Source organism: Nocardia sp. NPDC049220 (genome assembly GCF_040647855.1).
Classification (GTDB): domain Bacteria; phylum Actinomycetota; class Actinomycetes; order Mycobacteriales; family Mycobacteriaceae; genus Nocardia.
The window spans coordinates 41809-53967 of record NZ_JBEZDA010000019.1 but is presented as its reverse complement, the minus strand read 5'-3'; the positions used below and the strand labels follow the sequence as shown (position 1 = coordinate 53967).

General features: G+C 67.7%; 10 protein-coding genes. 5 read left to right on the top strand and 5 right to left on the bottom strand.

The genetic code is table 11. From position 1 onward, the window contains the following. The first annotated feature begins 545 nt into the window (after window positions 1-545). A complete protein-coding gene (locus AB0C34_RS27565; protein ID WP_357078980.1) occupies window positions 546-854 on the top strand; it encodes a hypothetical protein in 309 nt (102 codons plus the stop codon). 412 nt (window positions 855-1266) lie between these two features. Here the strand turns inward: AB0C34_RS27565 and AB0C34_RS27560 are convergent, their stop codons facing one another. Beyond that, on the bottom strand, window positions 1267-2124 hold the full coding sequence (locus AB0C34_RS27560) for a hypothetical protein (protein WP_357078978.1): 858 nt from the start codon (window positions 2122-2124) through the stop codon (window positions 1267-1269). Next, the gene (locus tag AB0C34_RS27555; protein ID WP_357078975.1) at window positions 2121-2924 is read right to left on the bottom strand and encodes a MerR family transcriptional regulator; all 804 of its coding nucleotides are present in this window, start codon (window positions 2922-2924) and stop codon (window positions 2121-2123) included. The genes AB0C34_RS27560 and AB0C34_RS27555 overlap by 4 nt, the downstream gene beginning before the upstream one ends. Window positions 2925-3322: 398 nt before the next feature. Here AB0C34_RS27555 and ppc point away from each other — a divergent pair, with 398 nt between their 5' ends. After that, window positions 3323-6094, top strand: coding sequence for a phosphoenolpyruvate carboxylase (gene ppc, locus AB0C34_RS27550; protein ID WP_357078972.1), 2772 nt, complete (start codon window positions 3323-3325; stop codon window positions 6092-6094). Between the two features lie 63 nt (window positions 6095-6157). Here ppc and AB0C34_RS27545 read toward each other — a convergent pair whose 3' ends face one another. Genes AB0C34_RS27545 through AB0C34_RS27535 form a run of 3 tightly spaced genes read right to left on the bottom strand, consistent with a single transcriptional unit; the run spans window position 6158 to window position 8417 of the window. Beyond that, window positions 6158-6565, bottom strand: a complete 408-nt coding sequence (locus tag AB0C34_RS27545; protein ID WP_357078969.1) for a RidA family protein — start codon at window positions 6563-6565, stop codon at window positions 6158-6160. Then, window positions 6562-7338, bottom strand: coding sequence for an IclR family transcriptional regulator (locus AB0C34_RS27540; protein WP_357078965.1), 777 nt, complete (start codon window positions 7336-7338; stop codon window positions 6562-6564). The genes AB0C34_RS27545 and AB0C34_RS27540 overlap by 4 nt, the downstream gene beginning before the upstream one ends. Further along, window positions 7335-8417 (bottom strand): sugar kinase, encoded by a 1083-nt coding sequence (locus AB0C34_RS27535; RefSeq protein ID WP_357078962.1) that lies wholly within the window; start codon window positions 8415-8417, stop codon window positions 7335-7337. Before AB0C34_RS27535 ends, AB0C34_RS27540 begins: the two co-directional genes overlap by 4 nt. A 168-nt stretch (window positions 8418-8585) precedes the next feature. Here AB0C34_RS27535 and AB0C34_RS27530 point away from each other — a divergent pair, with 168 nt between their 5' ends. The 3 genes from AB0C34_RS27530 to AB0C34_RS27520 are packed head-to-tail and all read left to right on the top strand — an operon-like array spanning window position 8586 to window position 12155. Next, complete coding sequence (locus tag AB0C34_RS27530) at window positions 8586-9890, top strand: amino acid deaminase (RefSeq protein WP_357078959.1); 1305 nt, start codon at window positions 8586-8588, stop codon at window positions 9888-9890. Between the two features lie 13 nt (window positions 9891-9903). Continuing rightward, entirely contained in the window at window positions 9904-11517 is a 1614-nt protein-coding gene (locus tag AB0C34_RS27525; protein WP_357078956.1) for a D-aminoacylase, read from the top strand. Next, on the top strand, window positions 11514-12155 hold the full coding sequence (locus AB0C34_RS27520; RefSeq protein WP_357078953.1) for a bifunctional 4-hydroxy-2-oxoglutarate aldolase/2-dehydro-3-deoxy-phosphogluconate aldolase: 642 nt from the start codon (window positions 11514-11516) through the stop codon (window positions 12153-12155). The genes AB0C34_RS27525 and AB0C34_RS27520 overlap by 4 nt, the downstream gene beginning before the upstream one ends. Window positions 12156-12159: the final 4 nt, after the last annotated feature.

Sequence of the window (12159 nt, the reverse complement as noted above, 5' to 3'; positions counted from 1 at the left end):
ATGACGTCAGATTGTTCGCTGAGATGTCCCGACTGCAAGTTTCCGTCATCAGCACTGGAGGTGTCATCGCTCTACCGGGTCCGGGGCAGCGTCCCGGCCTGTTCCGGGCATGGGTGCAACCACCTCGTAACTCGGTTCGGCCCTCTGGTCATACAGTCGTCGAAGCCATTCGAGGATGCGTCGAGCAGCGCGCGGACAAGCGACGGCGGGGGATGGCTCATGCCTGACCGCATCACCACCGCAGTACCAGGGTGTGGGCCGGAATGCGAGCCGTGGATCACCGTATCGCATTGTGGTGTAGCAAAATTCGATGCTGTCACGGGCGAACTGCTCGGCATCGGCTGTCCGTGCGGGTTTCGCTCGAATGCCCTCGTGCCCGTCGTGCGCGGCAGGATTGCGACACATACCTCACCCCTTGACGCGATCGTGCCCGGCAAGTGCCCATGGATCGGAATCCGTGTGGTCGATGATCGCGCCGTCTTTCAAGACAACCGCAGCGAACCGCATCCCGGCGCGTCCCGCATTCGCGGCCGGCAGACCAGGCCATGACATACGACTACCGCGGCGAGGCCGAAATCGCAATCCTTGCTGACGTTCTCGCCATTCTTGCGGACACCAGCCCGACCGCCCTCGGCAGCGAACTCAGCGACACCGACCGCGCGCAGGTGTTCGCGGAAGTGCTGTACGAGTTGATCGTCAGCGCCCGCACCGTGGTCGGTCCCGACACCGGACGCCTGTACGCCGCGCCGGTCCTCGATTCGATTCTCGACAACGCACCCGCCGCCGAGGAGGTCTCAGCGCTGGATCTGCTGATACCGGCTCTCATCGCCCATCGGGCCACACCCGCCGACTGACAGAGCAGGGCCGAATAAGTGCAAACTGGTGTTTCACAGGCCATTCCGGCGGCTTGCGCCGAAGCTGCTGAAGCACGGCCAACGCCCCAGGCCTGCTCTCGTGACGCGCTGCTGCATAAGCCCCAACCAGCACGTCGTCCCATGAAGATCACCGAATCACACGGTTGGTAAGACCCGGAGCAGCTAGTGTGTCGCGGAAACAGCCCAGGCTGTTCCGGGGCTACCTGCACTCGTTGTTGCCACTGCTACCGCATTCAGATGCACTCTGAGCTGTCGAGTTTCCGGCGCCCGGTCCGAAGAGCTCTCCCTTTCAGCGCAGTCGAACGGTGGTGATCAGGGGGCAGAACAGCAGCCATAACACTGCGCTCAGCAACACTGCGCTCAGCGAGCAACTGGGACGTCAGCAGGCCACTTATGTTTTGTCGAGGGATGTGCGGGCGCGCAGTTGCGCGACAGTGGATTCCGGATCCTCAGCGAAGTAACGGAAGTTGCGGGCCTCCGCCCGTTTGCCCAACGGTCGGGTAAATGCGACCGGTTCCGTTAATTCCACGGTGACCGTCGTCTGGCTGGCCACGGCGAGGTCCGCTCCGCCGTTGCCGTCCACGGCTGCCAGCCCGGTCTCGGGGTAGCGGCGTTCCACGCGCGCCGAGGCTATGCGATGGGCGGGGATGTGGATGTCGAGCAGCGCTCCATAACGCAGCCGCAGTGAGCCGTCAGCGCCGATGACATGCGGGCGCACGACACAGGAGGCATGCAAGGCGATAAGGAAGAACACTCCCCAGACGTCGAGGCCGAGAACGATGGTGTGCACCACGGGCCAGGGGATGAGGTACGCGAGAGCCACGGTCTCTACGACACAGACGACGAGGAAGCCGTACATGATGGCCGTCTGCCCAGCGGCGTAGGGCACCGCCATGTCGCCCTCGCGCACACCATGCGGCCCGCGACGAGTTATCCAGCGCAGAAAGCTGGCGAACAGACGCGACTCGTGCACGATGAGCTTGCCTACGACCCCGGGAACCACATCCGTCACGGCAGCGACGATGGCATCTCGCCAGGTCAGGCCATCGCGCCTGTGACGGTGAGAGTCCAGAGTCAGCAACACGGCTGCGGCCACCATCACGGCGAACACTGCCAGCTCCACAGCCGCGCGCGCGGGCGGTGCGATGCGTATCCCCGCCGCGAGGCACACCACCAGAATCAATTCGCCGGGAATCACTGCCGCGAACGCCCACCGTACAGTCCTGCGCAGTGCCTGCAGCCCTTTCATCGGGCCTGCTCTTGCAGCAGTTCGATGGCGCGGCGCATAGCCGCAGCCTGGGCAGGCGCGAAGTCCGCGAAGAACGCCGCTGCGAAACCGCCCGCCCCTGCCGCCGCCAGCCACTGTTCGCCGGGGACATTCATCGCTTCGAGCACCCCTTCCGGAATGCTGCCGGCCATGGCACGGGCCGCCTGCTCCACACGTGGATCGTCCGCTGGCGCACCCGACAGCTCGTCGAGCTGGGCATAGACCTCATACGCCCGCGCGATGACCTCCGGATCGGACCTCAGCGCGTGCGTCATCTCGGTGATCCAGCCGCGATCACCGCCCGGGGTGTTGGTTTCCAGCAACGCCAACAGCTCACGTTCTTTGGCCGCCATCGCAGGCTCCGGCTCGGGAAGCTGGCCGCAAGTGCGGGACATGTCGTCGAACAGCGCGGCGAGCGCTGGAGAAACCGGCGCCTCGGTGGACAGTCCGCCACTGTCGCGCGCCGGTCGCAGCAGCTGCGCCAAGCGGGCGCGTCGCTGCCGGATGACCTCCTCCTGACGTGCCAGATCCGCGTCGAGCTCGTCGAGCACCTCGGCCAAGTCCTTGCCCGCGTCCGCTGCCAGCACGTCGCGCACCTCGTCCAGACTCAATCCCAGCTCCGTGAGACGGCGGATGCGAGCGAGCCGGACCGCGTCGCGCAGCCCGTACCAGCGATAGCCGTTGGGTTGACGTGGGGGCTCGGGCAACAGCCCGATGCGATGGTAGTGCCGCACGGCGCGTGTGGTGATCCCGACCACATCGGCGAGCTCTTTGATCCGCATGGCTCCAGTAAAAACGTTGTCGCTGCGACAATGTCAAGCGAAGTTCTGGGGCCGCTAGGGCAGGGAGTATTTCGGGCGGCTGCCCGACATGGCCGTGAGGGTGGCCGCCCCTCGAAGAGGTTGAGATCGACCCCAACGCACTGCCCTATCGACTAGGAGAGTCTGCTCAATAGACACCGGGCGGCGAGCGCGTGGCGTACTGGCGTTCTCGTCGTCGTGCGGTCCGCGGTCGCGGGTAGTCGTGGCAACGACCGATGAATTCGCCGACCGCCCGGCATCGAGTTCATCCTCGAGGTTCCCGAGATGGTGCCGGACGAGGCCGCCCGCGAGGCGGCGCAGGCGCGGCTGACCCGCGACGCGCCGACACCCGCCCGCTGCCGGGGCAATACTGTCTGAGCATGGGCGAATCGACGATCGAGACCCACTACGACGCCACCCGGCCGCTGCGTGACGACATCCGGTTTCTCGGTGGCGTGCTGGGTGACACCATCCGCGACCATGAGGGGCCGGAGGTCTTCGACCTCATCGAGCGCGTGCGCGTCGAAGCGTTCCGGATTCGCCGCGAGGAGGTCGAGCGAAGTGCTGTCGCGGAGATGCTGGACGGCGTCGATATCGCGGTGGCCCTGCCGCTGATCCGTGCGTTCAGCTACTTCGTGCTGCTGGCCAACCTGGCTGAGGACCTGCAGCGCGATCGGCGTCGCGCCGCGCACGAGGCGGCCGGGGAGCCGCCGCAGGATTCGTCGCTGGCGGCGACCTACCGCAAGCTGGACGCAGCCGCGCTGGCGGGAGACCGGGTCGCGGATCTGCTGGTGGACGCGCTGGTGTCCCCGGTGATCACCGCGCACCCGACCGAGACCCGCCGCCGCACGGTATTCGACGCACAGACCCGGATCACCGAATTGATGCGCCTGCGCCAGCGCTACACCGAGACCGAACGCGAGCGGGCCGATATCGAGCTGCGGATCCGTCGTCAGGTGCTGAGCCTGTGGCGCACCGCGCTGATCCGGTTGGCTCGTCTGCGGATCCAGGACGAGATCTCGGTGGGCCTGCGGTACTACGACCTCACTTTGTTCGACGTGATTCCGGCGATCAACGCGCAGGTGCGTGCCGCGCTGCGGGCACGCTGGCCAGGGGTCGAGTTGCTGGCGCGCCCGATCCTGCGCCCCGGCTCCTGGATCGGTGGTGATCGCGACGGGAACCCCTACGTGACCGCTGGGGTCGTGCGTCAGGCGGTGGACCGGGCCGCGACCGTCGCCTTCGAGCGCTATCTACGCGAGCTGGTCGAGCTGGAGAAAACGCTGGCGCTCTCGGCGCGTCTCGTCGCGGTGACACCTGAGGTGGCCGCCCTCGCCACAACCGGCTACTCCGATCCGGCAACGCACGCCGACGAGCCGTATCGCCGTGCGCTGCATCATATTCGGAGCCGTATGACCGCCACGGCGAAGGCAGCGCTCAGTACGGTTCCGTCGGACGGCCTCGATGTCGGGGCGTTGCCTTATCCCACGCCGCAGGCGGTGCTCGACGACCTCGACGCGGTGGATGCCTCGCTGCGGGCCGGCGGGGACGATCTGCTCGCCGACGACCGGCTCGCGAGGTTGCGCCACGCGGTGGAGACGTTCGGTTTCCACCTGCAGGCATTGGATATGCGACAGAACTCCGAGGTGCACGAGCAGGTGGTAGCCGACTTGCTGGCCTGGGCAGGTGTGCACCCGGACTACCCGAGCCTGCCCGAGCGGCAGCGGGTGGAGTTGCTCGCGACCGAGCTGAGCACGCGCCGCCCGCTGCTGGGCCCGCATGCTCGACTGAGCGAACTCGCCGCGAAGGAACTCGACATCGTCCGCGCCGCACGAGATGTCGTGGCTGCGCTCGGCGCAGAGGCGATACCCACCTACGTCATCAGCATGTGTACCTCGGTCAGTGACCTGCTGGAGGCCGCGCTGCTGTTGAAAGAGGGCGGGCTGCTCGATCCCGGCGAGCCGGACGGGTCCCCGAGCTGCTCGGTGGGCATCGTTCCGCTGTTCGAGACCATCGAGGACTTGAGCGCCGGTGCGGCGACCCTGTCGGCAGCACTGGAGATTCCGTTCTACCGCGAGCTGGTGACGGCACAGGGAATGCGCCAGGAAGTGATGCTCGGCTACTCCGACTCCAACAAGGACGGCGGTTATCTGGCCGCCAACTGGGCGCTGTACCGGGCGGAGCTGGATCTGATCGACGTCGCGCGTGCGACCGGAATTCGATTGCGGCTGTTCCACGGTCGCGGCGGTACGGTCGGCCGGGGTGGCGGCCGCAGTTACGACGCCATTCTCGCCCAGCCCGCCGGCGCGGTGCGCGGCTCGTTGCGGCTCACCGAGCAGGGTGAGGTGATCGCCGCCAAGTACGCCGAACCCGGTGCGGCGCATCGTAATCTGGAGTCACTGATCGCGGGCACCTTGGAATCGACGCTGCTCGACATGGAGGGGCTCGGCCCGGACGCGGAGCCGTCCTACGAGATCATGGACGACCTGGCAACGCGTGCCCGCGCGGCGTACGCGCACCTGGTGCACGAAACGCCGGGATTCGTGCAGTATTTCCGGCAGTCCACGCCGGTCGCCGAGGTCGGCGACCTGAACATCGGCAGCAGGCCCGCCGCACGCAAGCCGACGAACTCGGTCGCAGACCTCCGCGCCATCCCGTGGGTGATGTCCTGGAGCCAGGCGCGGGTGATGTTGCCCGGCTGGTACGGGACCGGGACCGCGCTCGAGCAGTGGATCGACGGTGACCCGGAACGCCTGGCGACTCTGGCCGATCTGTACCGCCGTTGGCCGTTCTTCCGCACGGTGCTGTCGAACCTGGCCCAGGTGATGGCCAAGAGTGATCTCGACATCGCCGCCCGCTATGCCGAACTCGTCGACGATGTGCAGTTGCGGGAACGGATCTTCGGCATGATCCGCGCCGAGCACGCCCGCACCGTCCGCGTGCACGCCGCGATCACCGGCAACGACCACCTGCTCGCCGACAATCCCTCGCTGGCCGAGTCGATCCACAACCGCTTCCCCTACCTGGAACCGCTCAACCAGATGCAGGTGGACCTGCTGCGCAGGCTGCGCGCCGGTGATGACTCGGAGCTGGTGAAACGAGGAATTCTGTTGACCATGAACGGCTTGGCGACCGCACTGCGCAACTCCGGCTGACCGAGCGCGGTGGCCGGACGCTTCGGCACGGGACGCGGCCCGCGCCGAGCGCTGTCGGTCGGGTCAGGCGGCGACGATGGCGATGGCGTCGATTTCCACGAGCATGTCGGGGTGCGGCAGTCCGGTGAACACGGTGGTGCGGCTGGGCAGCACGCCGCCGGCGGTATTGGCGGTGACGAACTCGCCGTACGCGTCGTTCATCGCGGCGAAGTCGTCGCGGGTGGTGAGGTAGACGCGCAGCATGACGACGTCGTCGAAGCTGGCGCCGCTCGCCTCGACGATCGCCTTGACGTTGCGCAGCACGCGGACCGTCTGCGCCGCGACGTCACCCGGGTGCAGATACTCCCCGGTGGCGGGGTCTACCGGGCCCTGGCCGGAGACCTGCACGAACGGGCCTTTGCGGACGCCCTGGGAGAAGGTGTGCGCCGGGGCGGGCGCGTCGGTGGTGCGGATGGCGATCTTCTCGCTCATGGTCGGCCTTTCGTGGTGATCGTGACCTGGCTGGGAGTCCAGCCGAGTTCGGCGGAGATAGCCTCGGCTGTCGCGCGGACCCGCGGCAGTTCGGCCAGCACTTGGTCGTGCTCAAGCAGCATGTCCGGCACCGACATGGAGACCGCAGCGACTACGGCGCCGGTGCCGTCGTGCACCGGGACGCCGATGCAGTTGACGAAACTCTCGTGCTCCTCGTGGTCCTCGGCAAAGCCCTGTGCCGCGACTTTTTCCAGTTCCCGCAGGTAGCTCTCCGGTGTGCGGATGGTGTGTTCGGTGAATGGGCGGTAGTCGATCTGCTCGGCGATCGACGGCCACTCCGCGCGCGGCCGCGCCGACACCAGCACTTTGCCGACTGCGGTGCAGTGCAGCGGGGCGGGCCGTCCGATCCGCGAGTACATGCGCACACTCTCGGTCGCATCGAACTTGTCGATGTAGATCGCCTCGCCGGACTCGTAGGTGGCGAGATGGATCGTCTGCTTCGTCGCGGCATTGAGCGCGGTGAGGTGTGGGCGTGCCAGGGTCCGCACGTCGCGCTGTTCGAGCGTGCGGTTGGCCAACTCGAACAGCCGCGAGCCCAACATGTACCGATGCTGGCTGTCGTGGGTCACGAAGCGCTGTGCCTCCATGGTTTGCAGCAGGCGCAGCACGGTCGACTTGTGCACGCCCAGCTGGTTCGCCAACTGGTCCAGCGACTGGGAGTCCTCACCCAGCGACACGAGAATGGTCAATGCACGCGACAAACTCTGGCTCATGACGCCCTATTCTCGGTGCCTACGGCGTCGCTGTAATACAGCTCGGCCCACGCGGATTCCGCCATCGTGGCCAGCCGCTCCAGCATCGGGCGGGGCGGGAGCAGGGGTACATCGCCGGGCCCGGTGAGCGCTGCCGCGGCACACAGATGCCCGAGGCGCAGGCGCTGCTCCAGCGGCCAGTGGTACAGCAGCGCGGCCAGATAGCCGCCCGCGAACGCGTCGCCGGCGCCGATGCGTTCGGTGACATCGAGTCGTAGCGCGGGCACCTCGACGCGCTGGGTTCCGTCGAAGCCGGTGACCGTGTGCGCGTCGTTCTTGACGATCAACTGCCGTGGTTCGGGAAACAGCGCGCGCAGTTCGTCGGCGTGCCCGGTGCCGAACACCGCGAGTGCCTCGTCCGCGCCGAGGAACACCACGTCGCTGCCGCGCACGTGGCGCGCGAGGATCTCGGTCGCAGCGATGGCGCGGCCGGTCCACAGCGCGGGGCGGAAGTTCAGGTCGAAACTCACCAACCTGCCCTCGCGGGGGAGTGTGATCAGGGCCTCGGTGAGTTCGGTCGCCGACTCCGACAGCGCGGTGGTGATGCCGGTGACGTGGATCAGTTCGCAATCCGCGAGCAATCGGGCGGCGGACCCGGCGGTAAGATCGGCCTGCGACAGCGCGCTGGCCGCGGACCCGGTGCGGTAGTACAGCATTCGGCTCATCCGTTCGCCCAGATCGGTGGCCCGGCCGGAACCGCCGCCGCGTTCCTTGACGTACATCGCCGTAGGTCGTCGCGGATCGGTGCCGACCGCCGACACGTCCACACCGCGATCCGCCAGATGGTGCACGAGATACCGGCCGAACCCGTCGTCGCCGACTCGGGACAGCCACGCCGCGTCCACGCCCAACTGGGCTAGCACGGTGGCCACGTTCGCCTCGGCGCCGCCCACGGTCCGGTCGAAGGTCTCGGACTCCTCCAGCGGGCCCGGTTGGGCCACCAGAACCGCGAGTCCTTCGCCGACGGTCACCACCCGTGGGCGGCTCGACGTGCGCGACGGGCGGATGTTCGTCCGCTCGGGCGCGTTGAGCCACGTCACACGGATCTCCTCTCTGCTCTTGCGGGCACTGGCCCTTGCGTGCAGAATAACCAGACCAAACGCAATGTGCAACAAGCGTTGCATATTATGCAATAGCAGAACTGCAACAGCGCTCAGAGATGTAACAGTGATCAGCGATGCACGCGGGCCTAGTCAGGAAGGAGTCTCGTGTCGATAGACAAAGCAGCCGTGGCAGCACTCGGGGACCGCACGATCGGTCCCGAGCACAAAGGCATGCCGCCCGAGTCCTGGGGGCGCACTGTGCGCGAGTTCCTGGCCACCGCACCGACTCTCGACCGACTCGAGACGCCGATCCTGACCATCGATCGCGCGGCGGTCGCGGCGAACATCGCGATCATGGCCGACTGGGTGGTCGCGGCGGGCGTGCGGTTGGCACCGCACGGCAAGACCACGATGGCTCCGCAGTTGTGGGCCGACCAGCTCGCCGCTGGATCGTGGGGGATCACCCTGGCTACCATCTGGCAAACGCAGGTGGCGCGTTCGTTCGGCGTCGCGCGGGTGCTGCTGGCCAACTCGCTGGTCGATCCGGTCGGATTGCGCTGGGTGGCAGCGGAATCAGCGCGCGACCCGTCCTTCGAGTTCACCTGCTGGGCCGACAGCGTCGAAACGGTCGCGTTGATGCAGGAGCAGTTGAGCGCACTACCGGGCGCGGAGCGGGTCCGGGTGCTGGTGGAACTCGGCGGGCCACACGGCCGCACCGGGGCGCGCACCGTCGAGCAGGCCCTTGCCGTGGCCAGGGCGATCGATGCGGCGTCGCGCTTGACGCTGGCCGGTGTCGGCGGGTACGAAGGCGCACTCGCACACGACCGCACCCCAAACGGCATCCGCGCGGTACGCGACTATCTCGACGGGCTCGAGCATCTGCATCGCGAGATCGACGCGGCGGGACTGTATCGCGTCCCCGCGATCGTCACCGCGGGCGGCAGCGCGTACCCCGACCTGGTGGTCGAACGCCTCGCCCCGCTCGCGGACGAAGACGGCGCACGCGGCACGGTGACGACGGTCGTGCTGCGTTCCGGCGCGTACCTCATCCACGACGACGGCTTCTACGCGGGCATTTCACCCTTGGCGCCGCCGCGCAGCGAGAAGCCGCTGCGCTCGGCGATGCACGGTTGGGCGCGCGCTCTTTCCCGGCCCGAGCCCGCGCTCGCCTTGCTGGACGCGGGGAAGCGTGATCTTCCCTACGATGAGGGGCTTCCGGTCCCGCAACGCGTTGCGGGACCGGACGGCACCGCACTGGATCCGGACGCGACGGTGTCGGCGCTCAACGACCAGCACACCTTCCTGCGTCTGCCGGGTGGCGCCGCAACGGAATTGCCGATCGGCGCCGTGGTGCGCCTCGGGCTGTCCCATCCGTGCACCGCTTTCGACAAATGGCGGCTCATCCCCGTGATCGACGACGCCGACGCCCCGACGCCGCGCGTCGTCGACTTCCTGCACACCTTCTTCTGATGAGCCGAAACCTATGACCGACCTACTGTTCCGCGCTGTCGACATCATCGACGGCACCGGCGCCCCGCGCTCACGTGGTGACGTCCTCGTCGAGCACGGGCGCATCGCCCGGATTGCCGAGCCGGGCGTCATCGAGAGTGCTGATCGGATCGTCGACGCAGGTCCCGGCGCCGTTCTGTGCCCAGGCTTCATCGACATGCATGCCCATTCCGATTTGCATCTGCTGACCGAGCCCGGACACTTTCCGAAGGTCAGTCAGGGCATCACCACCGAGGTGATCGGGCAGGACGGCCTGTCCTACGCCCCGGTCGACGACGCCGCTCTCGCGGTGGTGCGCCGTCAGATCGCCGGGTGGAACGGCAATCCCGCGGATCTGGACTTCTCCTGGCGCAGCGTCGCGGAGTACCTGGACCGGCTCGACCAGGGCATCACGCCGAACGCCGCCTACCTGGTTCCACAGGGCACGCTGCGATTGCTGGTCGTCGGCGCCGAACAGCGCGCGGCAACCCCGGCCGAGATCCAGCGCATGCGGGAGCTGCTCGCCCAGGGATTGCGGGAGGGTGCGGTCGGCATGTCGAGCGGACTCACCTACACGCCGGGAATGTATGCCGACACTGGCGAATTGGCCGCGTTGTGCGAGGTTGTCGCCGGCTTCGGCGGCTTCTACGCGCCGCACACCCGCTCCTACGGCGCTGGTGCGCTGGCGGCCTACGCCGAGATGATCGAACTGGCACGGACGACCGGATGTGCCCTTCATCTGACCCACGCCACGATGAACTTCGGTGTGAATCGGGGGCGCGCACCGGAATTCTTGGCCCTCGTCGACGCGGCGCGGGCCGAGGGCTGTGACATCACGCTGGACACCTATCCGTACCTACCCGGCTCGACGACGCTGTCGGCATTGCTGCCGAGTTGGGCGATGTCCGGTGGGCCGGACGCCGCGTTGGCACGGCTGGACGACGCGGCGGCTCGGGCACGAATCGCCGTGGATGTCGACGTGAACGGCTCGGACGGGTGCCACGGCGTCACCGTCGAATGGCAGACCATCCAGATCAGCGGTGTCGGCACCGCGGTGTTGGACCAGTACGTCGGCAAGACGGTCCAGCAGATCGCCGCCGACCGCGGAATCGCCCCGGTCGAGGTGTTCTTCGACCTGCTGCGCCGTGACCAGTTGGCCACCACGATTCTCCAGCATGTCGGGCATGAGGAGAACGTGCGCGCGATCATGGCGCATCCCGCGCATATGGGCGGTAGCGACGCGTTGCTCGTCGGCGACCGCCCCCATCCTCGAGCATGGGGCACGTTTCCGCGCTATCTCGGACATTATGTGCGCGATCTCGGTGTGCTCGGGCTGGAGGACTGCGTGCACCACCTGACCGGACGGCCCGCCGGCCGGCTCCGGCTGCGCGACCGCGGCCTGGTCCGGCCCGGCTACGCCGCCGATCTCGTGGTGTTCGACCCGGCGACCGTCGCGGACACGGCGACCTTCGACCACCCGAAACAGCAGGCACGGGGAATCCGGCACGTGCTCGTCAACGGCGAGTTCGCGATCGAGAACGGCGCCCCCACCGGACATCTCGCGGGCCGCGCGCTGCGCATGGATACCGCGCGGAAGGAGACAGTGTGAACACGATCTCTTCTATCACGGCATCCGCCGTGGACGTCATCCGGGCCGATCGGGTGCTCAGCGTGGTCCGGGCGCCCGAGATCCCGGATCCGGTGTCGCTGGCGGACGCGCTGGCGCGCGCGGGAATTCGCGCGGTCGAACTCACCTTCACCACACCTGGCGTGCTGGGTCATCTCGCCGCCGCGGCCGAGGTGAAGGGCGCCGTGGTCGGCGTCGGCACCGTGACGACAGCCGATCAGGCCGAGGCCGCCATCGACAACGGCGCCCGGTTCCTGGTCACTCCTGGCGTGCGTGCGGAGGTCGCCGCCGTCGCGGTGCGTCGCGATATCCCCGTTGTCATGGGCGCGTTCACGGCCACCGAGGTCATGCAGGCGCTCGATCACGGCGCGGCAGCGGTGAAGATCTTCCCGGCCAGGGCGTTGGGCCCCGGCTATCTGAAGGACCTGCGTGGTCCGTTCCCCGACGTGGCGTTCATCCCTTCCGGTGGCGTCAACGCAGGCAATGCCGCCGAATTCCTCGCCTGCGGCGCTGTCGCCGTGAGCGCGGGAACCGATGTCGTTGCCCCCTCCGACGTCGCCGCGGGCCGCTGGTTCGCCATCGCCGCACGTGCGGCGTCGTTCGTTCGATCCATGAATTGAGAGG

Excerpts from the sequence above, each read along its gene's own strand:
- ppc (WP_357078972.1), top strand. The coding sequence starts at position 3,323 with ATGGGCGAATCGACGATCGAGACCCACTACGACGCCACCCGGCCGCTG.
- AB0C34_RS27540 (WP_357078965.1), bottom strand. The coding sequence starts at position 7,338 with ATGAGCCAGAGTTTGTCGCGTGCATTGACCATTCTCGTGTCGCTGGGT.
- AB0C34_RS27560 (WP_357078978.1), bottom strand. The coding sequence starts at position 2,124 with ATGAAAGGGCTGCAGGCACTGCGCAGGACTGTACGGTGGGCGTTCGCG.
- AB0C34_RS27525 (WP_357078956.1), top strand. The coding sequence starts at position 9,904 with ATGACCGACCTACTGTTCCGCGCTGTCGACATCATCGACGGCACCGGC.
- AB0C34_RS27555 (WP_357078975.1), bottom strand. The coding sequence starts at position 2,924 with ATGCGGATCAAAGAGCTCGCCGATGTGGTCGGGATCACCACACGCGCC.
- AB0C34_RS27545 (WP_357078969.1), bottom strand. The coding sequence starts at position 6,565 with ATGAGCGAGAAGATCGCCATCCGCACCACCGACGCGCCCGCCCCGGCG.
- AB0C34_RS27565 (WP_357078980.1), top strand. The coding sequence starts at position 546 with ATGACATACGACTACCGCGGCGAGGCCGAAATCGCAATCCTTGCTGAC.